Below are 25,571 nucleotides of genomic sequence, written 5' to 3'. Positions count from 1 at the left end.
ATACGGTCACCCCAGGAGGCGGAGATGGCGAAGAAGGTAAAGGATCCGGCCGATCCGGGGCCGGATCTCACCCTGTACATGATCTACATCGGCTTCGCGGTACTCGGAACCGTGTGGCTCGCACTGCATCTCGGCAACCAACTGTCGGTGACCAAGCAGGACATCCCGATCAATCCGATCGCGATCGTCGCGGGCCTGGCGCGGGGCAAGTTCGAGTGGCCGCGCGCCGCGACGGTGATCCTGATCCTGGTGGTACTCGCCGTGATCGCGGTGGTCGTGGTGCGGCGCCGGATGAAGCAGAACAAGAGCAAGGGCAAGCTCCCGGTCGACGACAAGGCCCAGTACATGGGCAGCGGCGGCGCCATCGCCTCGCTCACCGAATCCGGTGTGCGGGCCAAGGCGGAGCAGCTCGGGGTGCGCCTGGGCTACGACGACGCGCCCGGTGTGCCGATCGGCATCTCGGTGTCCGACGGCATCCCGCTGTACGGCTCCTACGAGGATCTGCACCTGGACATCTGGGGGCCGCGTCAGGGCAAGACGACGTCCCGGGTGATCCCGGCGATCCTGAGCGCGGTCGGGCCGGTGCTGGCCACGTCGAACAAGCGCGACGTGGTCGACGCGACGCGAGATGTGCGGGAGACCAAGGGCTCGCGGACCTTCGTCTTCGATCCGCAGGGCGTCGCGGGCGAGGAGCCGAGATGGTTCTGGGATCCGCTGCGGTGGGTGGACGCGCCCCGCGAGGGTTGTGAGATGCGTGCGTCCCGGCTGGCCGGGCACTTCGCCGACGGTGACGACGGCGCCGACAACACCCGCGACACGTACTTCGACCCCGAGGCCGAGGATCTGCTGGCGGGGCTCTTTCTGGCGGCCTCCGCGGCCAACTACCCGATCACCCAGGTCTGGGAATGGGTCACGAACCCGAACAACGGTGAACCGGTGGAGATCCTGCGCAACAGCGCGAGTTACTACGGAATCGCAGGCCTGAACTTCTCGGCCTCGGGTCTGGCGCAGCAGTACAACTCCGAACCACGGACCAAGAGCGGCATCTTCGGGACCGCCAAGAAGATGATCCGCTGCCTGAAGCTGTCGAATGTCCATCAGTGGGTCACCAGCGGCAACGAATCCCGCTACCAATTCGACGAATTGGAGTTCCTGGAGGGTAACTGGACCCTGTACTGCCTGTCGCTGGAGGGGCGCGGCTCGGCGGGACCGTTGGTGAGCGCGCTCACCGAGGCCGTCATCGATCGTGCGATGTGGAAGGCCGCGCACTCGCGCGGCGGCCGGCTGCCCATTCCGCTGCTGGCCGTCCTGGACGAGGCGGCCAACATCGTGCGCTGGAAGGACCTGCCCAAGCAGTACAGCCACTTCGGCTCGCGCGGCATCGTCGTCATGACGGTGCTGCAGTCGTGGGCGCAGGGTGTGCGCTGCTGGGGTGAGGCCGGAATGGAGGCGCTGTGGGCCGCGGCCAATATCAAGGTGATCGGCAGTGGCATCGACGACATCAAGTTCCTGACCGCTCGCTCGGAGGCGATCGGCGACTACGACGCGATCTCGGCGTCGGTCTCGGAATCCAAGGGTGGCAAGAGCTATTCGAAGTCGCTGGGATCGTCGCGCACGCTCAACGTGAATGCCCTGGTGACCTTGCCGCACGGCCGCGCCGTCGTGTTCTCGTCGGGTTCCCCGGCGACGCTGGTACGCACCGTGCCCTGGTGGGAGGGTCCGCAAGCCGACGAGGTGAAGCGGTCGATCGAGCACCACGACCCGCAGCGCACGCAGACCACGATCGATGATCTCGTCGAGTCCCGGAGTACGCCCGACAACCCGCCGCCGCCCACCTACGGACAGCCCCAGGAGGTCAAGCCGCTGTGAGTGAACAGGAACAGAAAAAGGGCCCGATCTACGCGAACGTGGCCGAGTTCGTGGAGAACTACCTGAGCCTCGTCTACCGGCGGCAGGTCACCGACCTCACCGACACCGTGTGGTGCCCGGAGTGGTACCAGCATGCGGAGGCCGTGGTGCGGCTGGATGCGCTGTGGCGGGCGTGGGAGTATCTGCGCCAGGACACGACGACGGGGATGAGCATCTGGTTCCTGGAGCACGCCGACCCCCACATGACCAAGTTGTTCGATCCGCGCGGGCCGTTCAAATACTGCAGCGTCCGAAACGGCCACCGGGACATGCTCAGTCCGCTACCTCTGAAGGCGCCACAGCAGGGCATGTTCGACAATCCGACCGTCAATCCGGCCGCGGGGCACCTCAGCTCCTGAGTCCCGCCCGCCCCGTCGTCCCGGCCGAAATATGCCGGCATGACGGGGCGGAGGCATGTCGACATCAGAGGGCGAGACATCACCGGCGGAATGTCCGGGCCTACCGGTAATGAACCGGAGGCGGTGCCGGTATGGCGGGGTACAGGGAGAACGGCGGGTGCGGGCACCCGCCGACTCGGCTCACTGCCGCACGCGCTCGCGACCGCGCTCTTCGAGTTCTCGCGCGCGGCTGGCTCGCAGGGCCTCGCCGGGCTTGGTGCCGACCGCGGCCTGCGGCGGATGCGCCTGGCTGACTTCGAGGAGCATGCGCACCGCCGTCAGCTCCGGGGCGACCCCGACGCGGCTGAGATGGGCGGCCAGCGCCTGCCGGCGCTCGATCGAGTCGTAGCGCTCCACCTCGCGGACCTTGGCGCGTGCCGTGGATTCCGCGGTACGACGTGCGGTGGAGGCGGTGGAGGTCGCGGCGGCCGGCGTCGCGAAGCGGTCCCGCTCCAGGGAGACGCCCTTCTCCAGTACGGGCTTGTGCAACATGCGGGCCAGCTCGAGGTTGCGCGGATCCTTGGCCTTCGCCTCGCGGGCGTCGCGGAGCATCCGCTCGCGCGCCTGTTTGGCTCGCTCCTGGGTCATCTTGACGCGCGCCTCGGCCTCACGCTGGCCACGCTCTCGAGTGCGCAGCGCGACCAAGGTCGCGATCTGCAACATCTGCCTCATCAATGCCGCTGTCTCGCGGCCGATGTCGTCGAGTTCCTCGGCCATGCCTGCTCCCCGATGCTGCGGTGATCACTATGGATGATTGTGGTGCTTCGTCCTGGGCACTGCCACCCGAACGGTGATTCGGATGCCGGTGCCCCCGCCTGCACAAGACACCGGGAGTACGATCCGGCGGTCGTCTTGCCCGGTGGGGCCTACTACGCCGTTTCGTACTCCGTTCTTCGAGATTACCAGCGCGAACGCAGGGCAGCCTTACCGGTGCCGTGCCGGAAAAGCATATATCGCACAATTCCGACACCGAGCTCGAATCGCCGGATGTTCTCCGATCTCAGAATGCGCCGACCGGGCCTCCTGTGTCAGCACGACAGGCCCAGCGGCCGCGGAATACCCGTGAGGGGGCTTGGCAGGCGCCCTCCGCCGGCGCGTGGCGGCGGGCCCGGCTCCTGCGTCCGGCGCCGGGCCCGCCACCGGCGCGCATCCCGAAGTCGCGGTGGCGGAAGGTGTTTCGGTCAGGCCATCTTCACCGAGTCGAAGGTGACCGGCAGGTTCGGCTTGCCCCCGCCGGGCTTCGGATTCATCGAGCCGTCGTCGCCCGCCGCCGCGATCTTGTCGAGGGTCTGCAGCCCGGCCTCGTCCACGGTGCCGAAGATGGTGTAGTTCGGCGCTAGCTCGGAATCGCCGTAGAGCAGGAAGAACTGGCTGCCGTTGCTCCCGGGCTGACCGGTGTTGGCCATGGCGACCACGCCGCGCTTGTACTGCACCGGCTCCGGGTTGGCCTGCAGCTGCTGGGGGTCGTACTGGTCGGTGGGATATTCGTTGTCGAAGCCGTAGCCCGGGCCGCCGTCGCCCTTGCCGGTCGGATCGCCGCACTGCAACATCTTCAGGCCCTGCGTGCTGAGCCGGTGGCACGGCGTGCCGGTGTAGTAGTCCTGGTTCACCAGGTTCACGAAACTGTTGACCGTGCACGGCGAGGCGCCGGCGTCGAGCTGGATGCCGATCGGGCCCTGGCTGGACTGGATGGCGACGGTGTGCGCCCCGGTCGTGGAGACGTCGGCCTCGGTGGGCTTCTGGACCGGCTTGGCCGCCTGGCCGTTGTCCCGGTACGAGCAGCTGACGGTCGCCGGCTCGGCCTTCGGCTCCGGCGGCGGTCCGGCCTTCGGGGTCTCCGACTGCGAGGTGTCCGGGCCGGCGGCCGCGGCGTCCTGGTCGTCGCCGCGGGTCAAGTAGTAGACACCGGCCGCGGCCGCGGCGATGACGACGACACCGAACACGGATCCGGCGATGGTGAGTCGCTTGCGCTTGCGGGCCCGCTCGGCCTGTCGGGCCAGTCGTCGATCCAGCTTGCGTTTGGCCGCCTCTCGCCGCTGTTCGTTGCTCGGCACTACCAGTTCCTCCCGCGTGTTGGTCTGCTTCCGGCCTAAGAGTGTGCCATTACTCCCTGAGACGAGGCTGTAAGTAGTTGGACTATTGGGTGTCGAGTGCGCGAGACTGGACGATCGTGACCAAGACCAGCAGCTTCGCCGCCCCGAAGGGTTTCCCGGACTACCTGCCGCCCGACTCCGCGCAGTTCGTCGCCGTGCGCGACGCACTCGTCCGGGCCGCCCGGCTGGCCGGTTACGGGCATGCGGAGCTGCCGATCTTCGAGGAGACGGGGCTGTTCGCGCGCGGCGTCGGCGAGTCCACCGACGTGGTCAGCAAGGAGATGTGGACCTTCCCCGACCGCAAGGACCGCAGCATGACGCTGCGCCCCGAGGGCACGGCCTCGGTGATGCGCGCGGTGATCGAGCACGGGCTCGACCGCGGCGCCCTGCCGGTCAAGCTCTGCTACGCGGGCCCGTTCTTCCGCTACGAGAACGTGCAGGCCGGCCGCTACCGGCAGCTGCAACAGGTCGGCGTGGAGGCCATCGGGGTGGACGATCCGGCGCTGGACGCGGAGGTGATCGCCGTCGCCGACGCCGGTTTCCGCTCGCTCGGCCTGGCGGGATTCCGGCTGGAGATCACCTCGCTGGGCGACGACACCTGCCGCCCGCAGTACCGGGAACTGTTGCAGCAGTTCCTGTCCCGGCTGCCGCTGGACGAGGAGACGCGGCGGCGCGCGCAGATCAATCCGCTGCGGGTGCTCGACGACAAGCGGCCGGAGGTCCGGGAGCTGACCGCCGAGGCCCCGCTGATGGTCGACCACCTGTCCGATTCGGCGAAGGAACACTTCGAACAGGTGCTCGGGAATCTGGACGGGCTCGGCGTGCCGTACGTCCTGAATCCGCGGATGGTGCGCGGGCTGGACTACTACACCAAGACCACGTTCGAGTTCGTGCACGACGGGCTGGGCGCGCAGTCGGGCATCGGCGGCGGCGGCCGCTACGACGGGCTGATGGCGGAACTGGGCGGACAACCGCTGTCGGGCATCGGTTTCGGCCTGGGCGTGGACCGGGCCATCCTGGCGCTCGCGGCGGAGGGCCGCACGGCGGCCGATCCGGCCCAGGTCGACGTGTTCGGGGTGCCGCTGGGCGAGGCGGCCAAGAGCCGGCTGGTGGTGCTGGCCGGTCGGCTGCGCGCGGCCGGCGTCCGGGTCGACCTCGCCTACGGCGGGCGCGGCGTGAAGGGCGCGATGAAGGCCGCCGACCGGTCGGGCGCGAAATTCGCCCTGGTACTGGGCGACCGCGACCTGGCCGCCGGCGAGATCGGCCTGAAGGATCTGGCCACCGGTGACCAGCGGCAGATCCCGCTCGACGACGCGGTCGCCGCGGTCGCCGCCGCCCTGGCCGGCGATCGGTAGTACGGTCACCGGAACGGCTCGCCCGGCCCGCCGTGATGCGGCGGCGGGGCGGGGCGTTCGCCGAATGACGGACGAATGTGAACGCGTGACTGAACACTCGAATCCCGAACGGCCGCAACGGGTCGGCCTGGATCTGATCGCCCCCGAACTGTACGCGCCGATGCTGCGGCGGCTGACGGTGATCGCCTGTGTGGTCGGCGTGGTCGTCGCGGTGCTGCTGGTGCTGCTGGTGAGCTGGCCGGTGGCGGTGCTGGCCGGGGTGATGCTCGGCGCGCCGACCGCGCTCTACGCGATAGCGGTCCAGCGGCGGCGAATATGGTTGTCCGGCAGCATGATCGAGGCGCGGACGCTGTTCGGTGCGCGCCGGCTGGACATCTCGGAGGCGGGCGGGGCGGAGCTCGCGGTCTTTCCGGGCCGGCTGAGCCGCATCGTGCTGCGGGTGACCGCGGGGCCGTCCGTGCAGGTGGTTCCGCTGGCCATGTACACCGATGCGGGCAGCGGCCGCGAACTGCACATCCTGGGCCTGCGGACGCTGGCGGATGCCCTGGCTTCCAGCAATCTGGCTGCGGCCCTGGCGATTTCGGATCTGCTGGTCGGCCAGCTGCGCGCCGAGGCGCGCGACGCCGTGCTCGACGAGCGCCCGCTGTATCGCGCGGTGCAACTGGTGCGCGCCAAGGACGCGGTGCAGCCGGTCGTGCTGAGCGACCGGGAGATCGCCACCCTGGAGTGAACGACGGTGCGGTTGCGGCCATTTCGTCCCCACGGTGCCGCATGCGGCCTTCGCTCCAGGCGGGTTCGGTGCGGGGCGTCCGAGGGGGCGGCCCCGCGGTTGTCGCCGACTCGCACGGGCGTGCGGTGAATGTCTCGCGCGGGCGTGCGGTGAATGTCTCGCACGGGAGTGCGGTGGATGTCCGGCCTCGCCGGTGCGCCGGGTGGCGCACTGCCAGGTGTCTGTCTACTTGCTCACGCCTCGGGGTTTCGCGCGGTGCGTCTCATTAGGGTTGGCGGGGAAGCCGTCGATCCGGAGGAGTTGTCGTGAGCCCGACCGCCCGCACGCCCGTGACCGTCACCGTGACCGGCGGCGCCGGTCAGATCGCCTACGGTTTGCTGTTCCGGATCGCCTCCGGGGCGATGCTCGGGCCACAGACGCCGGTCCGGCTGCGGCTGCTCGAGGTGCCCGCGGCGGTCGGCGCCCTGGAGGGCGTGGCGATGGAGCTCGAGGACGGCGCGTTCCCGCTGCTCCGATCGGTCGACATCAGCGACGACCCGTGGGTCGGGTTCGACGGTGCCGGTGTGGCGCTTTTGGTGGGCGCGCGGCCGCGCACCGCCGGAATGGAGCGCGGGGATCTGCTCGCCGCCAACGGCCCGATCTTCACCGAACAGGGCGCGGCCCTCAACGCCAGCGCCGCCGACGACGTGAAGGTGCTGGTCGTCGGCAATCCGGCCAATACCAACGCCTTCATCGCGATGAGCAATGCGCCCGACGTGCCGGTCGAACGGTTCACCGCGCTGACCCGGCTCGACCACAACCGCGCCGTCGCGCAGCTGGCGAAGAAGACCGGCGCGCCGGCCGCCCGCATCCGCCGGATGAGCGTGTGGGGCAACCACTCGGCCACCCAGTACCCCGATCTCACCCATGCCCTCGTCGAGGATCGCCTCGCCGTCGACGTGGTCGACGACATCGCCTGGGTCCGTGACGATTTCATTCCGACCGTGCAGCAGCGTGGCACCGCCATCATCCAGGCCCGCGGCGCGTCGTCGGCGGCCAGTGCGGCGAGCGCGGCCCTCGACCACATCCACGACTGGGTGCTGGGCACCCCGGCCGGCGACTGGGTGTCGATGGCGGTGCCGTCGGACGGCTCCTACGGCGTTCCCGAGGGCCTGATCAGCTCGTTCCCCGTCACCTGCGCCGACGGCGGCTACACCGTCGTCCCCGATCTGCCGATCGGCGAATTCTCCCGTGAGCGCATCGATCTCAGCGTGGCCGAGCTGGTGTCCGAGCGGGACGCGGTCATCGATCTCGGCTTCGCCAAGAAGCGCTGACCGGCCCGGCCCCGGCTACGCCCGCGCTATTCGCACTTGGCGATGACGGATTCCGCGTAGCGTTCCAGATGGGCGATCTTGGTGTCGAGGGGCTCGGTATCCGGACCGGGGGTGTAGGGGTACCGGAATCCGACGATGACATCGGTGACGCCTTTGTCCTCCAGCCGCTTGATGCCGTCGGTGGTGTAGGCGTCCATCGAGGCCACATGGATCTCGAACGGCCCGGAACGGTCGCTCTGCGAACGCAATTCGGTGAGCCGGTTCAGCATGCGGTCCAGTTCCCCGGGATCGCCGCCGGCGTGCATCCAGCCGTCGCACAGCCGCACCGCGCGGCGCAGCGCGGCATCGCTGTGCCCGCCCACCAGGATCGGCAGCGGCTCCGTCGGCGCCGGGGTGATCTTGATCTTCTGGATGTCGTAGAACTCGCCGTGGTACTCGAAGTATTCGCCGGTGCACAGCCCGCGCACCACCTCGATGCATTCGTCCATGCGCTTGCCGCGCCGCTCGAACGGCACCCCCATGATGTCGAAATCCTCCGGCCACGGGCTGATTCCGACGCCGAGCGCGAACCTGTTGCCGCTGAGCGCCGCCACCGAGGCGGCCTGCTTGGCGACCAGCACCGGCGGCCGGATCGGCAGCTTGATCACGAACGGGTTGAACCGCAGCCGGGTGGTCGCGGCGGCCAGCGCCGCGGCGAGTACGAAGGTCTCGATGAACGGCTTGCCGTCCAGGAATTCGCGCGACCCGTCCGGGGTGTAGGGGTATGTCGAATCCGATTCGGCGGGATACGCGATGCTGTCGGCGATCGTCATGCCGTCGAATCCGGCGGCCTCCGCGGCCTGCGCCAGCGGTATGTAGTGCGCGGGATCGGTCATCGCCTCCGCATAGGTGAAGCGCATCGAGGCATCCTCTCGGCTCGCTGATCGGTGCCCGGCCGCACGGGTCGGCCGCTCACCGCGCCGCCCTCGGCCGGGCGACAGAACTAGAACAAATTCCAATTGACGTCGAGATCCTAGCCCGGACCGATCGGAGCTGTCACGAAATCGCCCGACGTGTCGCTCTGACCGGCGGTTCCGGCGGGTATTCGAGGGCTCCGGCGTGTAGGAACAGATACCTGAGCAGCGTGCTGGAGGGCGGGATTATGAAACGTGTTCTATGTCGAGTGAGGATGCTGGGCGAACAGTCGATTCACGCCGGGCCGGGTGCGTCTCCGTACACGACCAACCAGATCGCCCGCCCCAGGGTGGTGGCCAGTGCGTGGTCTCCGATGCCGGTATCGGCGGAGAACGCGGTGGTGATGGCGCGCTCCACCATCGAGGTCAGCACCAGCGCCGTGGCGGCGGGGTCGACGTCGGCGCTGATCCGGCCGGCCTCGCGGTCGGCCTCCAGGCGGGCGCGCACCATCGCGGTGAACGTCGCCACGCGGGTGCGCCAGTAGGCGCCGACATCGCGGTCGTAGGCGGCCACCTCGTTCAGCGCCAGCAGCAGGTAGCGGTGCCGGCGGAAACCGGCGATCATGGCGCCGATGGCCCGCACGACGCCGGCCTGGCGGTCGGTGTGCTCGGCGCTCCACCAGCTCTCGGCCGCCTGGAACAGGTCGGTGGCGGCCAGATCGGCCATCCGGATCAGCAACTGGCTCTTGTCCGGGAAGTAGCGGTAGAACGTCGATCGGGCGGAGCTCGAGGCCGCGGCGATCCGCTGCACGGCGATCTCGGTGTACGGGGTGCCGTCGGCGAGGAGATCCTCCACGGCGGCGAGCACACGCTGTTCGAACTCGGCACGGCGGTCATCGGTGGGCTTGCGCGCGTGTTTCGGAACGCGGGTCAGTGACGGCAACGCTCGGCCTCCGACACTGCCCGGGTCGACCGGCCCGGTATACCTCCGCTCGCGCATGTCATGAGGCCATTGTGCCCGCCGTTCGCGGGGAACTCGCGGCGGCGGGGGGCCGCCTTGCTGTCTCGGACAATGTCGGCGCGGTCGTTGACTTTCGCCGCCGGCGGCCGCACCATCGAATCGGACAAACTGTCCGAGACTTGATGACCGAGGCGGTATGTATGGGCGACTCCCCTGCCTCGGCGGTCGAGCGGGCCGATGTGGTCGTGGTCGGCGCCCGCTGTGCGGGTACCGCGACGGCCGCCGCCCTGGCCCGGGCCGGGCGGCGGGTGATCGTGCTGGACAGCGCCCATTTCCCGTCCGACACCCTGTCCACGCACCTGCTCTGGCCGGCCGGGGTCGCCGAACTCCGGCGGCTCGGCGCGCTCGACGGCGTGGCGGAGCTGGGCGCGCCCCGGCTGACCCGGGCGTACGCCGGGGGAGAGGGGCACGGCATCGGATCGGCGTTTCCGGCGCTCGACGGGATCGACTACGCGATGTGCGTGCGCCGCACCGGGATGGACGGCGTCCTCGTCCGCACGGCGGCCGCGGCGGGCGCCGAAATCCGGGAACGGTGCCGGGTCACGAATGTCGTCTGGGACGGACGGCGCTGCGTCGGCGTGCGATATACGAACGCCGCCGGTGCCGAGGCCGAGATCGCGGCCCGGCTGGTCGTCGGTGCCGACGGGCGGCGCAGCACCATCGCCCGGCTGGTGGGGGCCGAACGCCCGTTCGCCGAGGTCCCGAGCGGGCGGGACTGCTATTTCGCCTACTGGCGCGACAGTGCCCCGGACCGGCGGCACATCGCCGCCCAGTGGCGGACCGGTGCCGATCTGGGCACCGCGTTCCCGTGCGACGACGGCTTGCTGCTGTGCCTGGTGCAGCCGCCCACCGGCCCGAGTCCCCGCCGGCCCGGTGCGGCCGAACATCGCTACACCGAGGCGATCGAGCGGATACCGGAACTGGGGGCCCGGTTGCGGGGCTGTGAGCGGGTGGGCCGGGTACGGTCGGCGACGGGACTGGCCTCGTACTTCCGCCGGTCGTCGGGCCCGGGCTGGGCGTTGCCGGGCGATGCCGGCCATTTCAAGGATCCCGTCACCGCGCAGGGCATCCGCGACGCGCTGCACTACGGACGACTGTTGGGAGAGGCGGTCGCCCCGGTGCTCGATGACGCGCGGCGGCTCGACGACGCGGTCGCCGCCTGGGACCGGCGGCGGGTGCGCGAATGCCGCGAGATCTACCACTGGACCAACCGGCTGGCGCGCGGAGAGACGATGCGCCCGTTGGAGATCGAACTCTACCGAGCGGCGACGCACGATCCGGAACTGGCCGAAATGGTCACCGGCATCTTCAGCCGCACCCGCCGCCCGGGCGAGCTCAACTCGGCCGCCCGCAGCGCGCGCTTCGCGGCGGGCGCGCTGTGGCGTGGCCGCCACCATCCCGTTCCGGTCGTCGCCGATGTGGTGCGCGAGGTGCGCGACAGCGCGGCCGAATGGCTCACCACGCACACCGCGCTGCGCTCCGACACGCTGCGGCCCGCTCCTACAGCTGATCCATCTCGTAGTCGTTGATGATCTCGTCGTGGTGGGTCTGGCCGATGACCTCGGGTGTGGTCTCGCCCAGCTGCCCGGTGAGATCGGTGTTGCCCGTGGGGCTCTGGTAGGGCTGCACGGTGCGGTCGTGCTCTTCCTCGTTGTTGCGCTGGCCGGCCGCCATGCCGGGGGCGCCCATGAAGCCGGAACCGGCCATACCGGAGGTGCCGGCCGCGCCCGGCATACCGGGGCCGAAGGGCATTCCGGGCATCGCGCCGGGCTTCCCGACGGCCGCACCGCCGGGGCCGCCGGGCGTGGCGCCCGCGCCGCCGCTGATACCGCCGAGCCCGCCGCCGGAGAGGCCGCCACCGCCGCCCGAGCCGGGATGTGCGCCGTTGCCGCCGAACGACGACGCGTGCGTCGCGATGCCCGGGTCGGTGGAGTCGCCGAGGCCCGCCGTCATCGTGTCCGAGCCGGCGCCCGAGGCCAGCCCCTGCGCCTGCTCCATGATCGGCTGGCCGATGTTCTGCGCCATCGACTGCGCGACCTCGGCCGGATTCGGGGCGCCACTGGCGCCCACCACCTGCTGCACGACGTTCGACAGCTGACCGGTGTAGCCCCCGAGCTCGCCGCGGGTGGCGTTGACGATCGTCACGGCCTGGCCCAGATGTTCGGTGGCCAGGCCGATCAGCGTGGCCTGCCCCGGCGGGGTGAGGATCACCGGCGCCAGCGCGGAAGCCTGTGCGGCAAGGGAATTGGCGACCGCGGTGAGCTGCACGTTGCCACGCTGCACCACGGCCGCGGCCTCCTCGGTGAGCTTGGAGATGTCCAGACCGCGCTGGGCGGTGTCCTCGCCGTGGGCCTGTGTCTGCTGGCCGGCGGCCTGCGCGCTGCGCGACGCCTGTCCCTGCCACAGCTCGCCGACGCTCTTCAGGGCGCCCTGGCCGACCTGCATAGCACTCTGGATCACCTGCGAGGACTGGCTCAGCAGGGTGGCCGGGTTGAGCGCGCCCATGACGCCGGTGCCGAACGAGGACAGCATGTCCAGGAAGGGCTTGAACAGCATGTCGATACCCGGCACGGCGGGCAGCGCGAGGCCGCTCATCAGGGCCGCGGCCGGATCGGCGGGCATGGCGGCTCCCGGTACACCGGCGGCATTCTGCACACCCGCGACGGCCGGCGTGGTCGCGTTCTGCGCCGCCGAGGCCGCGCCGCCGAGCCCGCCGGCGGCGTTGTTCACCGCCTGGTGCGCGCCGCCGAGCAGGCCCTGCGCATCGCCCACCACGCCCTGCGCGCCATCGATCGCGCCGTGCGCGGCGCCGAGCAAGGGAGAGGCGGGATCGTCGAATCCGGACGGTTGCGCCGCCGCGGCCTCGGGCGCACCGGAACCGCCCGGACCGGACGCGTGCGGCATGCCGGACACGGGCGACCCGTTGTCCTCGAACTCCTTGCGGGACGGCATGAATGCCGGGGCCTCGGGCTGCGGCACGTCGGCGGGTAGCTGGCCCAGCGGGATGTCCAGGATCGGGCCCTGCTGGTCGGCCGGCGCCATCGTGGGCTCGGCCGTGGGCAGCGGGGCGGCCTCGGCCGGGGCCGCCGGTGGTGGCCCGATGACGCCGCCGTCGTGGCCGGAATCGAGTGTGCGCACGGTCAGCCCCCGATCTCGTTGCCGAGGGAACCGAGCGCGCCCTGGAAGGCCGAGTCGGTGTCGTCGAACACCGCCGCGGTGCCGAATGCGGCCCGGCCCAGGTGGTCACACTTGGCCGACAGGTCGTTGATGTCCTTGCAGTGCAACACCTGTGCCGCCGCGAACATGGCGAGATAGTCTGCCCCGATGAGGCCGAACACCGGTGTCATCGCCGCGACGTGACCGACCGCGTCCATATCGCCCGCGGCCGCGATCTGGCCGGCGACCCCCTCCTGTGTCGTGGCGAATGCCCGGACCGCGTCGGTCTCGGCGGAAAGATTCTCCGTCATCGAATGTGCCCCCCAATCATCGTGATCATCAGCCTTCGTGAACGTCGTGAGCCTTCGTGAACGTCGTGCTCGTGCACCGCCGCATCGCCGGTCGGCTGACGGCGACGGCTGCGCATCAATATAGCTGACCAGCGCGACACGTTTCGACCGGACGCGACGGCCGGGACCGGGAATCCGCCGGGAATCCGAGAAAAGTAGAACGTGTTGCAATTTGAAACGGGTTCTATATCCTCGGTGCCATGAAGGTCGCAGTGACCGGCGCAGCCGGCTTCCTTGGCACGAATCTGCTCCACCGGCTGGTGGCGGGGGGTCACGAGGTGACGGCGGTCGATCGGGTTCGGCCGGTCGGCTGGGGCGACGGGCCCGAACGCGGCACGGCCGGCCCGGGCGTGACCTGGGTGACCGGCGACGTGCTGGACCCGGAATCTCTGCGTACCGCCCTGGACGGCGCCGAGGTGGTCTACCACCTGGTCGCGGTGATCACCCTGGCGCACCGCAACGACCTGGCCTGGCGGGTGAACACCGAGGGCGTGCGCGTGGTGGCCGAGGCCGCCCGCGCGGTGGGTGTGCGCCGGATGGTGCACGCCAGCTCCATCCACGCCTTCGATCAGTACACCTGCGGCGGTCGCATCGATGAGAATTCGGCGCGGTCGGTCGATCCCGGCCTGCCGGTCTACGACCGGTCCAAGGCGCAGGGCGAGGTCGAGCTGCGGGCCGTGATCGACGCCGGGCTGGACGCGGTGATCTGCAACCCGACCGGCGTGTACGGTCCGGTCGACCATTCCGGCTCCCGGATCAACACGACGCTGCGGGACTGTGCCCGCGGCCGGGTGCCGGTGATGATCGGCGGCGGCTTCGACCTGGTCGACGTGCGCGATGTGGCCGCCGGGCTGATCCTGGCCGGCGAGCACGGGCGGACCGGCGAGAACTATCTGCTGACCGGCGCGATGGTCACGATGCTCGAGGTCAGCCGGATGGCCGCCGCGGTGAACGGTAAGCGCGGCCCGTCGTTCGCGATCCCGCCCAAGGTCATCTCGGCGGCGCTGCCGGTGCTGGAGCCGGCGGCGAGGTTGTTCGGCAGCGACCGGGTGTCCAAGGCGGCCATGGGCGCGCTGCTGTCGGCGCCGGTGGTGGACGGGTCGAAGGCCGAGGCGGAACTCGGCTACCGGCCGCGGCCGACCGAGGAGACGGTGCGCGACCTGATCGCCTTTTATCAGGGGGCGGCGCTGCGCCCGGAGGCGCCCAGCCTTGCTTGACAGTGATTAGAACAGATGTTCGACTGGAAGGGGTGCGGTGGCAGAACCAGACCCTCGACGCCGATGACGGGGCCCTCCCCGGCCTCGAGCGGGCCGGTTTCGTGCGCAGCGTGCGGACCCCGGAGTTCGACGGGGTCACGTTCCACGAGGTGCTGTGCAAGAGCGCGCTGAACCGGTTGCCGGCGGGTTCGGGGTTGCCGTTCGAGTGGACGATCAACCCGATGCGCGGCTGTTCGCACGCCTGCCGGTACTGCTTCGCCCGCGGCAGTCACGAGTACCTGGAACTGGACGCGGGCCGCGATTTCGACACCCAGATCGTGGTGAAGACCAATGTCGCCGCGGTATTGCGGCGCGAACTGCGCCGGCGGTCGTGGCGGCGCGACGGGGTGGCGCTGGGCACCAATACCGACCCGTACCAGCGGGCGGAGGGGCGCTACCGGTTGATGCCGGGCATCATCGGCGCGCTGGCCGAGTCGGGTACGCCCTTCTCCATCCTCACCAAGGGCACGCTGCTGCGCCGCGATCTGCCGCTGCTGACCGGGGCCGCCGGCGTGGTGCCGGTGAGCCTGGCGGTCTCGATCGCCATTCTGGACGAGGATCTGCACCGCGCCCTGGAGTCGGGCACGCCCTCGCCGCGGGCCCGGCTGGAGCTGGTGCGGGCGCTGACCGAGGCCGGTTTCCCGGTGCACGTCATGGTGGCGCCGGTCATCCCCTGCCTGACCGATGGCAGGGCACACCTGGACGCGTTGTTCGGCGAGATCGCGGCGGCCGGCGCGGCGAGCGCGGTCGCGTTCCCGATGCATCTGCGCGGCAGCACCCGCGGCTGGTTCCTGGACTGGCTGGGCACCCACCACCCGGCGCTGCTGCGCCGATACCGGCAACTGTACGGTCGTGGGGCGTACGTCACACCGGAGTATTCGGCGTGGCTGCGTGGTCGGGTCGAGCCGCTGCTCGCGCGACACGGACTGAACCGCGACCGATCCGCCGGCGTAACACCACGTCACGAGCCGGACAACGGTGTGCCACAGCCCGATTCGCAGCTGGCGCTGTTCGCCTGACCCGAGCTCGGCGAGTTCTGCCGAATCATGTTGGACCGCACATAACTCGGGTGTGTCCGGGGTGCGGGGGAGTAACTTGGCCAGTGGTACCTCATATCGACGAGGAAGTGATGCGGGCACATGGCTGACGAGAATGTGTCGGAGAAGATCGAGAGGGTCGTCATCCGCTTCGCCGGTGATTCCGGCGACGGTATGCAGCTGACCGGCGACCGTTTCACGCACGAGGCGGCCGCATTCGGCAACGACCTCGCCACCATGCCGAACTTCCCGGCGGAGATCCGGGCGCCGCAGGGCACCCTGCCCGGGGTGTCGTCGTTCCAGATCCAGATCGCCGACTACGACATCCTCACGGCCGGCGACCAGCCCGACGTGCTGGTGGCGATGAATCCGGCGGCGCTGAAGGCGAATCTGGAGGAGCTGGCGCGCGGCGCCACGGTGATCGTGAACACCGACGAGTTCACCAAGCGCAACCTGAGCAAGGTCGGCTACGGCGCCGACCCGCTCGACGACGAGACGCTGTCGGATTTCGTCGTGCACCGGGTGCCCATGACCTCGCTGACGATGGCCGCCACCGAGCCCACCGGCATCGGCAAGAAGGACGCCCAGCGCGCGAAGAACATGTTCGCCCTCGGCTTGCTGTCGTGGATGTACGGGCGGCCGATCGGCGGCACCGAGCAGTTCATGCGCGAGAAGTTCGCCGCCAAGCCGGATATCGCGGAGGCGAACATCCTGGCGTTCCGGGCCGGCTGGAACTACGGCGAGACCACCGAGGCCTTCGCCACCACCTACGAGGTGGCCCCGGCGGCGCTGCCGGCGGGCACCTACCGGCAGATCACCGGCAACACGGCGCTCGCCTACGGCATCGTGACGGCCGGGCAGCTGTCCGGGCTGCAGGTGTTCCTGGGCACCTATCCGATCACGCCGGCCTCCGACATCCTGCACGAGCTGAGCAAGCACAAGAACTTCGGCGTCGCGACGTTCCAGGCCGAGGACGAGATCGCCGGAATCGGTGCGGCGCTGGGTGCTTCGCTGGGCGGTTCGCTCGGCGTCACCAGTACGTCGGGCCCGGGGCTGGCGCTCAAGAGCGAGACCATCGGCCTGGCCGTGATGACGGAGCTGCCGCTGCTGATCGTCGACGTGCAGCGCGGCGGCCCCTCGACCGGCCTGCCGACCAAGACCGAGCAGGCCGATCTGCTGCAGGCGCTGTACGGGCGCAACGGCGAGTCGCCGGTCGCGGTGCTGGCGCCGCGGTCCCCGGCCGACTGCTTCGCCACCGCGGTGTCGGCGGCGCGCATCGCGCTGACCTACCGCACCCCGGTGCTGCTGCTGTCCGACGGCGCGATCGCGAACGGGTCCGAGCCCTGGGCGATTCCGGACGTCGCCGATCTGGAGCCGATCGACCCGGCCTTCGAACCCGAGGCGGCGGCCGAGGATTCGTCGTTCCAGCCCTATGCCCGCGATCCCGAGACCCTGGCGCGCCCGCTGGCGGTTCCCGGCACGGCGGGCCGCGCGCACCGCATCGGCGGGCTGGAGAAGGCCGACGGCAGCGGCAACATTTCCTACGATCCGGCCAATCACGAGCTGATGGTCCGGTTGCGGCAGGCCAAGATCGACGGCATCGCGGTGCCCGATCTCGAGGTCGACGACCCGGGCGGCCGGGCGGAACTGCTGCTGATCGGGTGGGGCAGCTCGTTCGGGCCGATCGGTGAGGCGTGCCGGCGCGCCCGCCGGCGCGGGGTGCCGGTGGCGCAGGCCCATCTGCGCTATCTGAATCCGCTGCCCGCCAACACCGGTGCGGTGCTGCGCCGCTATCACACCGTGGTCTGCCCGGAGATGAACGGTGGCCAGCTGGCCACCCTGCTGCGCGCCCGGTACCTGGTGGACGTGCAGCCCTGGACCAAGATCGCCGGGACCGCCTTCTCGGCACAGGAACTCGTCGGCGTCATCGACGCCGCGCTCGACGGCTCCATCGCGGAGATGGAGCAGGACAAGGCCTTCGCCGCGCGTGCGCGGGCCACGTACCGCACGACAGGGGGACAGGGATGACCATTGTCGAAACCTCGCTCGCCGGAACCGATCTCGGCCTGACCGGACTGTCCGGGGTGCCCGGCGCGGACGGGCCGCAGAAGGTCAAGGACTTCACCTCCGATCAGGAGGTGCGCTGGTGCCCGGGCTGTGGCGACTACGTCATCCTCGCCACCGTGCGCGGGTTCCTCGCCGAGTTGGGGCTGCGCCGCGAGAATCTGATGTTCGTCTCGGGGATCGGCTGTTCCAGCCGGTTCCCGTACTACCTGGACGCCTACGGCATCCACTCCATCCACGGCCGCGCGCCGGCCATCGCCACCGGCCTGGCCGTGACGCGGCCGGATCTGTCGGTCTGGGTGGTGACGGGCGACGGCGATGCGCTGTCCATCGGCGGCAATCACCTCATCCACGCGCTGCGCCGCAACGTGAACATGACGATCCTGCTGTTCAACAACCGGATCTACGGGCTGACCAAGGGGCAGTACTCGCCGACCTCGGAGAGCGGCAAGATCACCAAGTCGACGCCGATGGGTTCGGTGGACCACCCGTTCAACACGCTGTCGGTGGCCCTGGGCGCCGAGTCGACGTTCGCGGCCCGGGCGCTGGACTCCGACCGCGCCGGGCTCACCGAGGTGCTGCGGGCGGCCGCCGAGCACCGGGGCACCTCCTTCGTGGAGATCCTGCAGGACTGCCCGATCTTCAACGACGGCTCGTTCGACTCGCTCCGCCGCGACAACGCCGAATCGCACCTGATCCGGCTGCGGCACGGCGAGCCCGTCCGGTTCGGCGGGGAGGGCGAATTCGCGGTCGTGCGTAGCGGATTCGGGCTCGAGGTGGTGCGCACCGACGCCGTGGCCGAGTCCGAGATCGTCGTGCACGACGCCTACGCCGAGGATCCCGAGTACGCGTACGCGCTGTCGCGGCTGTCGGACCAGGACCTGTCGCACGTACCGGTCGGCATCTTCCGCAGCGTGTCCCGCCCGACCTACGACGACGGCGTCCGCGCCCAGCTGACGACGGCTCGCGAACGCATACCGGTGGGGGAGAACTCCCTGCAAGAGCTGCTGACGGGTAAGGAGACCTGGACCGTCGGCTGAGCAAATCGGGTGCGGCCTGTTGATCGCCCACGTCCCACTCGGTCCGTCGGGCGAAACGGGTGGCCGACCGGTCATTGAGCTTTCGCAAATTTGCGGCAATCCCTTGTGCGCAGCACAATGCATACAACGAATGCCATCTGTGGGCCGAGGGGTGTCCGGAGCTGGCGTTGTCTCTGTTCCCATGCCAGGAGTACAACGCCAATGCCCTTACCCACGGATGTCCTTGCCGTCGCGTCGGCAACCCTCTGCGCGGCTGCTCTGATCAAGCGCGCAGCGGACGCTCTCATCACAACGGTGGCCGCGGTTGTCGCCATCCTCGCTCGGGATCCGAAGCGCAATCATCGCGCGATGGCCGTCCTGCGGATGATGCTCGCGACTCGAAGCAGACCGTTGAACAGCGAACAGTGGCCTGCCTCGGGCGGGAACCGGACGATAGTGGGGGAATAAGCTTGCTCGGCTTGGAGCGAGCTGCCGTCAGTGGTCCGGAGCGAAGGAAGTGACGAGCTTGGCGCACAGGTCGGTGAAGCGCTGGCGGTTGGCGAGTTGTTCGGAGGTCCAGCCGTCCGTGCTGTCGGGTGCGTACAGCGCCAGGTGGACGTCCTGGTCGGGGGTGGTGCCGAGGAAGTCCAGCAGGGTGCTGCCGGCGTCGCCGTTCGGCGGGGTGCCCAGGTCGGCCGTCGCGAGCGAGCGTGCCTCGGCCAGTGCCGAATTCACCGCCTCGGCGGCCACCCTGCCGTTCACCTGCTTCGGCGGGGTGTCGGCCGGGCGCTTCGGATCGGTGGCGTCGGGGCTCTCGACGGCACGCCCGTCGGGCTGCACCTGCAGCGTCGGGCGGAGGTCGGTGCGTTCCCGCCAGCCCGCGGGAATCGTGGTGAGTGTCAAGGACACCGACGCGGGCGGTGCGGTGGCGGGTTCGGACGCGACCGGACCGGCGGCGACGGCGCCCGCGCCGAGCAGCGTGGCCGCGAGGACGACTCCGGCGGACGCACGGGCGAACCCGGTGCCGGTCGCCCGTCTCCGGAAAAGTGTTGCCGCGGAAACTCTTCGCATAGCGCGCCCTCTCCTCATCCGGCGGCCCCTCGCCGCCGCCCGTGATTGTGGACCGTACCGGTGGATTTCGTCGGCGACACGCCCGACCTGCCGCACACCGGCGTTCAGGCTCGCTGCGGGCGCGCATCCGCGGACCGTGCGGCCGTTGCCGAACCGGGAGCGCAACTCACAGCCGACCGTCGGCTGGGCGCGAGTGCGGTCGGTGCTCAGGCCGGCGGGCTGTTCAGGTCGGTGGCCGAGAAGGTGTCGCAGGAGCGGACCTGGCCGGTGCGGTACCCGGACAGGAACCACCGCTGGCGCTGTTCGGAGGAGCCGTGCGTCCAGCCCTCGGGGTTCACGCGTCCGGTCGAGGCCTTCTGGATGCGGTCGTCGCCGACGGCGGCGGCCGCGGACAGGGCGTCGCGAATATCGTTGTCGGTCAGCGTCTTGAGAAACGGCAGGGTGCTGCCGGGCGCCGGCATCTCGTCGGCGTAGTGGGCCCACAGCCCGGCGTAGCAGTCCGCCTGCAGTTCCAGCCGCACCGAGCCGGACTCCGGGCCCTTGGGGTCGCGCTGCGCCCGGGCGCTGTCGCCGAGCAGATTCTGGATGTGATGGCCGAATTCGTGGGCGACCACATACTCCTCGGCCAGCGGGCCGCCGCGCGCCCCGAATCGGTCGCGCAGTTCCTGGAAGAAGCTGGTGTCGAAGTACGCCGTGCGATCCGCCGGACAGTAGAAGGGGCCGACCTCGCTGGAGGCGCCGCCGCAGCCGGTGGACACAATGCCGGAGAACAGCCGCACCTTCGGTTCGGAGTATTCCCGGCGGGTCTGTGCCGGCAGCTCCGCGGTCCACACCGCGTCCAGGCTCTGCACGGTGGCGCGGACCCGGCAGTCGACGTAGGTGTTGGCGTCGTCCGGGGTCCGGCAGTGCGTCGGCTGATTCTGCGTGGTCTGGCCGCCGTTCGGGGCGCCGGTGAACTGGCCGAGCAGCGATCCGGGATCACCGCCGAACAGCAGCGCGAGGACGAGCACGATCAACCCGCCGGCGCCACCGCCGAGCGCGAGCTTGCCGCCCATCCCCGGGCCGCCGCCCTCCGACACCCGGTCCGGATCGATCTGAAAACCCTCGTTGAAGGTCATGATGTCGCTCTCTCACGGCTGGTCAACCGGAACGAAATCGTACCTGGTCCGGGCGCCGTTCCCGGTCCGATAGGCCCGCGCACCCGTCCGGTGCGGCGTGTCATGCGCGTGGCCCGATTACCCGCGGCGCGGCCGGGTGCCGCCGTGGCGCGGATATCGGTTTTCGATGGGCGCGCGCCTCTCACTACTATTGGGGCGCGCCTGGTCACATCGCGCCGGTGCATCGAGTCGTCGAAAGGAATCCCGTGCTGCGCACCCACTTGGCTGGTTCGCTGCGAAGCGAGCACGCCGGTCTGACCGTCACCCTCACCGGTTGGGTGGCCCGCCGGCGAGACCACGGTGGCGTGATCTTCATCGATCTGCGCGATGCGTCGGGTGTTTCGCAGGTGGTGTTCCGGGAGGGCGAACCGGCCGAGCAGTCGCACCGGCTGCGCGCCGAATTCTGCATCCGGGTCACCGGCGTGGTCGAGCAGCGGCCCGACGGCAGCGAGAACCCGAACCTGCCGAGCGGTGCCGTCGAGGTCGACGTGACCGAGCTGGAGGTGCTCAACGAGTCCGCGCCGCTGCCGTTCCAGCTGGACGAGCAGCCCGGCGAGGAGACCCGGCTCAAGTACCGCTATCTGGATCTGCGCCGGGAGGGCCCGGCGCATGCGATCCGGTTGCGGTCCAAGGCCAATGCCGCCGCCCGCGAGGTGCTGGACACCCACGCGTTCGTCGAGGTGGAGACGCCGACCATGACGCGGTCGACCCCGGAGGGCGCCCGCGATTTCCTGGTGCCCGCCCGCCTGCAGCCGGGCAAGTTCTACGCGCTGCCGCAGAGCCCGCAGCTGTTCAAGCAGCTGCTGATGGTGTCGGGCATCGAGCGCTATTACCAGATCGCGCGCTGCTACCGCGACGAGGACTTCCGCGCCGACCGCCAGCCCGAGTTCACCCAGCTCGACGTCGAGATGAGCTTCGTGACGCAGGAGGACGTGATCCTGCTGGCCGAGGACATCCTGGTCGCCCTGTGGAAGCTGATCGGCTACGACATCCCGACGCCGATCCCGCACATGACCTACGCCGACGCGATGCGCCGCTACGGCACCGACAAGCCGGACCTGCGCTTCGGCGTGGAGATCACCGAATGCGCGGAGTACTTCGCGGACACGCCGTTCCGGGTGTTCCAGGCCCCCTATGTCGGTGCGGTCGTGATGCCGGGCGGCGCGAGCCAGCCGCGCCGGCAGCTCGACGCCTGGCAGGAGTGGGCCAAGCAGCGCGGCGCCCGCGGGCTGGCGTACGTGCTGGTCGGCGAGGACGGCACGCTCGGCGGCCCGGTGGCGAAGAACCTCAGCGACGCCGAGCGCGAGGGGCTGGCCAAACATGTCGGGGCCGAACCCGGTGACTGCGTCTTCTTCGCCGCCGGTGAGGCCAAGCCGCAGCGGGCCCTGCTGGGCGCGGCGCGCGGCGAGATCGCGCGGCGGTGCGGCCTGATCGACGAGGACGCCTGGGCGTTCGTGTGGATCGTGGACGCCCCGCTGTTCGAGCCCGCCGCCGACGCCACCGCGAGCGGCGATGTGGCCCTGGGGCATTCGGCGTGGACGGCCGTGCACCATGCGTTCACCTCGCCGAAGCCGGAGTCGATCGACACCTTCGACACCGATCCGGGTTCGGCGCTGGCCTACGCCTACGACATCGTGTGCAACGGGCACGAGATCGGCGGCGGCAGCATCCGCATCCACCGTCGCGACGTGCAGGAGCGGGTGTTCACGGTGATGGGCATCGGGCACGACGAGGCGCAGGAGAAGTTCGGCTTCCTGCTCGACGCGTTCGCCTTCGGCGCGCCGCCGCACGGCGGCATCGCGTTCGGCTGGGACCGCATCACCGCGCTGCTGTCCGGGGTGGATTCCATCCGCGACGTCATCGCCTTCCCCAAGTCCGGCGGCGGCGTGGATCCGCTCACCGACGCCCCGGCCCCGATCACCGCGCAGCAGCGCAAGGAGGCGGGCCTGGACGTGGTGCTGGACGAGAACGGTAAGCCGCGCCCCGCGAAGTAGCGGGGGCGGGCGCTCCGGGGCCGGTTGGGCTCGGGGGCCGGGCTGGGCTCGGGGGCCGACTGGGTTCAGGGGACGACTGGGCTCAGGGGACGACTGGGCTCAGGGGACGACGAGGCCGCCGACCAGTACGCGATACGCGTAGGTCACCGAGATGGCACTGATCGGGCCCACGACCAGCAGCGGGATGGCGCAGAACAGCAGGGACACCAGGGTCATCACGACGATCGCCAGCGCCAGCAGAGCGGTCGATCCGGGATTGGTGACCACCAGCTGGACGCTGGATTTGATCGCCGTGAACGGATCCTGGTCCCGATCGATCACGAAGTGCAGCGAGAACATGCACAGGAAACCGACGATCAGGGCGGGAAGGAGGCACAGCAGCGCGCCGATCCACGCGGCGACGAAGACCAGCAGCGCGGTGAGCAGCACGTTGCCGGCGTTGACGAATCCGAAGAAAGCCTGGAAATCCGGTGGGGTGCCGTCGGTTTCGGCCAGTCCGCCGCGAATCATGGCCGCCTGCAACAGCCAGACGACCATCGAGGCCACCAGGAAGATCAGCACCAGCGGCAACAGCGAGTCGACGTTGCCGACGTTGATCACCAGGGTCACCGCGAGATAGGCGATGAACCCGACGAGTGTGATGGCGACCCACGGCATCCAATTGCTGCGGAACCTGGTCCAGCCGTAGCCGATCGCGTCGGGGACGCTCAGTTCGAACGGGGCGGCCGGGGCGCCGGCCTGCGGTGGCGTCCGGCCGAATTGCGGTGGTGCCTGGCCGGATTGCGGTGGCGCCTCGCCGTATCCGTCGTAGCCGGACGGCATCTCGGCGGTCTGTCCCCACTCCGAGGTCGGCGGTCCGGCCGGTCCGGGCGGCGGCGCGGTCGGGTACGGCTCCGCGCCCTGGGGCGGGGCCGAACCGTAGACCTGCCGGCTCTGTTCCGCGGTGGGCGGTCCGGATGCGGCGCCGGGAGGCTGGGGCGCTCCCGAGGCGGGCGCTCCTCCCGGGGTGGGCGGGGGTACCGGGGCCGCCCCCGAGACCGGTGGCGGTAGGGGTGCGGCCGGTGGCGGCGCCGCGGGCGGCGGGTCCGCCGGTGCGCCGCCCGGGCCGGCCGGTCCTTCGGTCCCGCGGTACCCGGTCGCGCCGGGCATCGCGTGCGTGCCGTGCTCCGGATCCTCGGCGCCGCCACTCGCCGGGGGCGACACCGGATCGTGATGATGTCCGGACCCCGCCGGGGACGGTTCACCGCCCGACTCCGCCGGTGTGTCGCCGGAGGGCCTCGGCCCTGACTGCGGAGAATGGGTCATCGGTGGGACCTTTCGAATCGCCCGGGTTGCGGTGTGGCGCACGGCAGTTGACGATGAGACAACCGGACCCGGCAGGATGTGTCAAGCAACGGTGGCACGGGTGTCCGGGTGCCGCCGACCACGATCCAGCACCGGTAGCGAATGCTTCACAATGACACGCCGAGCGACGCGCGAAAGGTTGCCGAACCGCTCGCTGAAAGTGACCCGATGCGAGTAACTTGGGATCCGATGACCGCACTATTGGCCGAACGCGCCGCCGAAGTCGTGTCCGCGGCACAACAGTTGCTCACAAAGCGAATGGGTGCTCCGGTAAAGCTGAGCGATCCGATCGAGCTCAGCGGCAGTGGTAGGACGACGGTACTGCGTGTGCGTGTTGCGGAGAACGCGTTCTCGCTGCCCCGGACCCTGATCGTCAAGCAGGTTCGCGGCGCCGCGCAGGATCCACGAATCGGCGGGCTGGCCCCCGGAGTGGGCAGCATCGACTCGGCCTTCCTGCGCGAGGCGGTGTCCTACCAGTTCACCACTGCGCTGAGCAGCGAACATCGTCCCGGCGCCTACCTGCTGGCACACAGCCTGCCCGAGCGGCTGCTGATTCTCAGTGATCTCGGCGAGAACATGTCGCTGACCACCGTGCTGCAGTCCGGCGCCGAACCGGCGACCCGCAACGCGCTGATGGCCTTCGCCCAGGCCCTGGGCCGCATGCACGCGGCCACGGTCGGCCGCGAACCCGATTTCGTGGCGCTGCTGCGCCGGGTGGACGTGCCGCACCGGGTCGACGGCATCGCCGAGCAGGCGGAGTCGGCCATCGGCGAGGTGCCCGGGTTGCTGGAGCGCGAGCTGGGCATCACGGTGCCCGGTGAGATCGCCGAGCGCATCGTGCGGGGCAACCGGCTGTTCTCCGCGGGGCGGTTCCGCGCGTTCAGCCCGTCCGACCTGTGCCCCGACAACGTCATCCTGAACGAACAGGGCGCCCGCTTCCTCGACTACGAGTGGGGCGGTTTCCGGGACGCCACGCTCGACATCGCGTACGCGCTGGTGTCGTTCCCCGGCTGCCTGTGCGATGTCGAGCTGTCGCGCGAGCGGGCGCGGCAGATGGTGGAGGCGTGGCGCTCCGAGGTGGTCGGCGTGTGGCCGGCCCTCGCCGACGACGAGCTGCTCGCCGAGCGCATCCTGGAGGCCCGCCTCATCTGGGTGTGGCTGACCACCTACTGGTTCCTGCCGGCCGACCACGCCCGCATCGCCGCCGCCCGCGAACACGGCCTGTCCGTTCCGCGTTCGGCCGCGCTCATCAACCGCTGGGCGGCACTGGCCGAGGACGCCCGCTGCACCGGCGACGACGCCCTGGGCGATTTCGCCGAACACGTCTCGGCCACGCTCGAGGAGTTCTGGGAGGAGTAGGCGGGTTTCCTTCGCCGATCGGCCCTGCCTCGGCGCCGGACGGTGCACACTGG

21 protein-coding genes are annotated in these 25,571 nt (G+C 70.2%); 12 read left to right on the top strand and 9 right to left on the bottom strand.

What is annotated here, in order from left to right:
- Positions 1–24 precede the first annotated feature (24 nt).
- Both D892_RS0134025 and D892_RS0134020 read left to right on the top strand, forming a co-directional pair.
- Positions 25–1,869, top strand: a complete 1,845-nt coding sequence (locus tag D892_RS0134025; protein ID WP_024805533.1) for a type IV secretory system conjugative DNA transfer family protein — start codon at positions 25–27, stop codon at positions 1,867–1,869.
- Positions 1,866–2,267, top strand: coding sequence for a DUF4913 domain-containing protein (locus D892_RS0134020; RefSeq protein ID WP_024805532.1), 402 nt, complete (start codon positions 1,866–1,868; stop codon positions 2,265–2,267). The genes D892_RS0134025 and D892_RS0134020 overlap by 4 nt, the downstream gene beginning before the upstream one ends.
- A 180-nt stretch (positions 2,268–2,447) precedes the next feature.
- Here the strand turns inward: D892_RS0134020 and D892_RS0134015 are convergent, their stop codons facing one another.
- Both D892_RS0134015 and D892_RS0134010 read right to left on the bottom strand, forming a co-directional pair.
- Complete coding sequence (locus D892_RS0134015; RefSeq protein WP_024805531.1) at positions 2,448–3,023, bottom strand: hypothetical protein; 576 nt, start codon at positions 3,021–3,023, stop codon at positions 2,448–2,450.
- Positions 3,024–3,487: 464 nt separating this feature from the next.
- Positions 3,488–4,360, bottom strand: a complete 873-nt coding sequence (locus D892_RS0134010) for a peptidylprolyl isomerase (protein ID WP_024805530.1) — start codon at positions 4,358–4,360, stop codon at positions 3,488–3,490.
- Positions 4,361–4,476: 116 nt separating this feature from the next.
- On the opposite strand from D892_RS0134010, the gene hisS reads away from it, so the two are divergent.
- From hisS to D892_RS0133995, 3 genes are all read left to right on the top strand, one after another.
- Positions 4,477–5,754, top strand: a complete 1,278-nt coding sequence (gene hisS, locus D892_RS0134005) for a histidine--tRNA ligase (RefSeq protein ID WP_024805529.1) — start codon at positions 4,477–4,479, stop codon at positions 5,752–5,754.
- An 85-nt stretch (positions 5,755–5,839) separates the two neighbouring features.
- A complete protein-coding gene (locus D892_RS0134000) occupies positions 5,840–6,484 on the top strand; it encodes a hypothetical protein (RefSeq protein WP_024805528.1) in 645 nt (214 codons plus the stop codon).
- A 305-nt stretch (positions 6,485–6,789) separates the two neighbouring features.
- On the top strand, positions 6,790–7,797 hold the full coding sequence (locus D892_RS0133995; protein WP_024805527.1) for a malate dehydrogenase: 1,008 nt from the start codon (positions 6,790–6,792) through the stop codon (positions 7,795–7,797).
- Positions 7,798–7,823: 26 nt separating this feature from the next.
- On the opposite strand, the gene D892_RS0133990 is transcribed toward D892_RS0133995, so the two are convergent.
- On the bottom strand, positions 7,824–8,696 hold the full coding sequence (locus tag D892_RS0133990; protein ID WP_024805526.1) for a TIGR03619 family F420-dependent LLM class oxidoreductase: 873 nt from the start codon (positions 8,694–8,696) through the stop codon (positions 7,824–7,826).
- Between the two features lie 289 nt (positions 8,697–8,985).
- A complete protein-coding gene (locus D892_RS0133985; RefSeq protein WP_024805525.1) occupies positions 8,986–9,633 on the bottom strand; it encodes a TetR/AcrR family transcriptional regulator in 648 nt (215 codons plus the stop codon).
- 218 nt (positions 9,634–9,851) lie between these two features.
- Here D892_RS0133985 and D892_RS0133980 point away from each other — a divergent pair, with 218 nt between their 5' ends.
- Complete coding sequence (locus D892_RS0133980) at positions 9,852–11,240, top strand: NAD(P)/FAD-dependent oxidoreductase (protein WP_024805524.1); 1,389 nt, start codon at positions 9,852–9,854, stop codon at positions 11,238–11,240.
- Here the strand turns inward: D892_RS0133980 and D892_RS0133975 are convergent.
- Both D892_RS0133975 and D892_RS0133970 read right to left on the bottom strand, forming a co-directional pair.
- Positions 11,212–12,849 carry a hypothetical protein gene (locus D892_RS0133975; RefSeq protein ID WP_024805523.1) on the bottom strand — a complete coding sequence of 546 codons (1,638 nt, stop codon included), beginning with the start codon at positions 12,847–12,849 and terminating at the stop codon, positions 11,212–11,214. The two genes, D892_RS0133980 and D892_RS0133975, sit on opposite strands and share 29 nt — an antisense overlap.
- 2 nt (positions 12,850–12,851) lie before the next feature.
- Positions 12,852–13,178: a type VII secretion target gene (locus D892_RS0133970; protein WP_024805522.1), complete on the bottom strand. Its 327-nt coding sequence runs from the start codon at positions 13,176–13,178 to the stop codon at positions 12,852–12,854.
- A gap of 239 nt (positions 13,179–13,417) precedes the next feature.
- On the opposite strand from D892_RS0133970, the gene D892_RS0133965 reads away from it, so the two are divergent.
- The 4 genes from D892_RS0133965 (at position 13,418) to D892_RS0133950 (ending at position 18,614) form a co-directional block, all read left to right on the top strand.
- Complete coding sequence (locus tag D892_RS0133965; protein ID WP_024805521.1) at positions 13,418–14,434, top strand: NAD-dependent epimerase/dehydratase family protein; 1,017 nt, start codon at positions 13,418–13,420, stop codon at positions 14,432–14,434.
- A 32-nt stretch (positions 14,435–14,466) separates the two neighbouring features.
- Positions 14,467–15,492 (top strand): Rv2578c family radical SAM protein, encoded by a 1,026-nt coding sequence (locus D892_RS0133960; RefSeq protein ID WP_024805520.1) that lies wholly within the window; start codon positions 14,467–14,469, stop codon positions 15,490–15,492.
- A gap of 120 nt (positions 15,493–15,612) precedes the next feature.
- Positions 15,613–17,538, top strand: a complete 1,926-nt coding sequence (locus D892_RS0133955) for a 2-oxoacid:acceptor oxidoreductase subunit alpha (protein WP_024805519.1) — start codon at positions 15,613–15,615, stop codon at positions 17,536–17,538.
- Positions 17,535–18,614 (top strand): 2-oxoacid:ferredoxin oxidoreductase subunit beta, encoded by a 1,080-nt coding sequence (locus D892_RS0133950; protein WP_024805518.1) that lies wholly within the window; start codon positions 17,535–17,537, stop codon positions 18,612–18,614. The genes D892_RS0133955 and D892_RS0133950 overlap by 4 nt, the downstream gene beginning before the upstream one ends.
- Positions 18,615–19,088: 474 nt before the next feature.
- On the opposite strand, the gene D892_RS0133945 is transcribed toward D892_RS0133950, so the two are convergent.
- Positions 19,089–19,664, bottom strand: a complete 576-nt coding sequence (locus tag D892_RS0133945; RefSeq protein ID WP_024805517.1) for a hypothetical protein — start codon at positions 19,662–19,664, stop codon at positions 19,089–19,091.
- Between the two features lie 206 nt (positions 19,665–19,870).
- Positions 19,871–20,782, bottom strand: a complete 912-nt coding sequence (locus D892_RS0133940; protein WP_024805516.1) for a neutral zinc metallopeptidase — start codon at positions 20,780–20,782, stop codon at positions 19,871–19,873.
- Between the two features lie 245 nt (positions 20,783–21,027).
- Between D892_RS0133940 and aspS the strand changes: the two genes are divergently transcribed.
- Positions 21,028–22,815 carry an aspartate--tRNA ligase gene (gene aspS / locus D892_RS0133935; protein ID WP_024805515.1) on the top strand — a complete coding sequence of 596 codons (1,788 nt, stop codon included), beginning with the start codon at positions 21,028–21,030 and terminating at the stop codon, positions 22,813–22,815.
- A gap of 99 nt (positions 22,816–22,914) precedes the next feature.
- On the opposite strand, the gene D892_RS44175 is transcribed toward aspS, so the two are convergent.
- Complete coding sequence (locus D892_RS44175; protein WP_024805514.1) at positions 22,915–24,018, bottom strand: hypothetical protein; 1,104 nt, start codon at positions 24,016–24,018, stop codon at positions 22,915–22,917.
- A gap of 330 nt (positions 24,019–24,348) precedes the next feature.
- Between D892_RS44175 and D892_RS0133925 the strand changes: the two genes are divergently transcribed.
- Positions 24,349–25,518 (top strand): phosphotransferase family protein, encoded by a 1,170-nt coding sequence (locus tag D892_RS0133925; protein ID WP_024805513.1) that lies wholly within the window; start codon positions 24,349–24,351, stop codon positions 25,516–25,518.
- The last annotated feature ends 53 nt before the right edge of the window (positions 25,519–25,571 follow it).

It is taken from the genome of Nocardia sp. BMG51109, assembly GCF_000526215.1.
Lineage (GTDB): Bacteria > Actinomycetota > Actinomycetes > Mycobacteriales > Mycobacteriaceae > Nocardia.
Note: the sequence above shows the minus strand (reverse complement) of the source record. Positions and strands in the feature narration are given on the sequence as shown.

Excerpts from the sequence above, each read along its gene's own strand:
- D892_RS0134025 (WP_024805533.1), top strand. The coding sequence starts at position 25 with ATGGCGAAGAAGGTAAAGGATCCGGCCGATCCGGGGCCGGATCTCACC.
- D892_RS0134015 (WP_024805531.1), bottom strand. The coding sequence starts at position 3,023 with ATGGCCGAGGAACTCGACGACATCGGCCGCGAGACAGCGGCATTGATG.
- D892_RS0133990 (WP_024805526.1), bottom strand. The coding sequence starts at position 8,696 with ATGCGCTTCACCTATGCGGAGGCGATGACCGATCCCGCGCACTACATA.
- D892_RS0133980 (WP_024805524.1), top strand. The coding sequence starts at position 9,852 with ATGGGCGACTCCCCTGCCTCGGCGGTCGAGCGGGCCGATGTGGTCGTG.
- D892_RS0133970 (WP_024805522.1), bottom strand. The coding sequence starts at position 13,178 with ATGACGGAGAATCTTTCCGCCGAGACCGACGCGGTCCGGGCATTCGCC.
- D892_RS0133965 (WP_024805521.1), top strand. The coding sequence starts at position 13,418 with ATGAAGGTCGCAGTGACCGGCGCAGCCGGCTTCCTTGGCACGAATCTG.
- D892_RS0133955 (WP_024805519.1), top strand. The coding sequence starts at position 15,613 with ATGGCTGACGAGAATGTGTCGGAGAAGATCGAGAGGGTCGTCATCCGC.
- D892_RS0133950 (WP_024805518.1), top strand. The coding sequence starts at position 17,535 with ATGACCATTGTCGAAACCTCGCTCGCCGGAACCGATCTCGGCCTGACC.
- D892_RS0133945 (WP_024805517.1), bottom strand. The coding sequence starts at position 19,664 with ATGCGAAGAGTTTCCGCGGCAACACTTTTCCGGAGACGGGCGACCGGC.
- D892_RS0133940 (WP_024805516.1), bottom strand. The coding sequence starts at position 20,782 with ATGACCTTCAACGAGGGTTTTCAGATCGATCCGGACCGGGTGTCGGAG.
- D892_RS0133925 (WP_024805513.1), top strand. The coding sequence starts at position 24,349 with ATGACCGCACTATTGGCCGAACGCGCCGCCGAAGTCGTGTCCGCGGCA.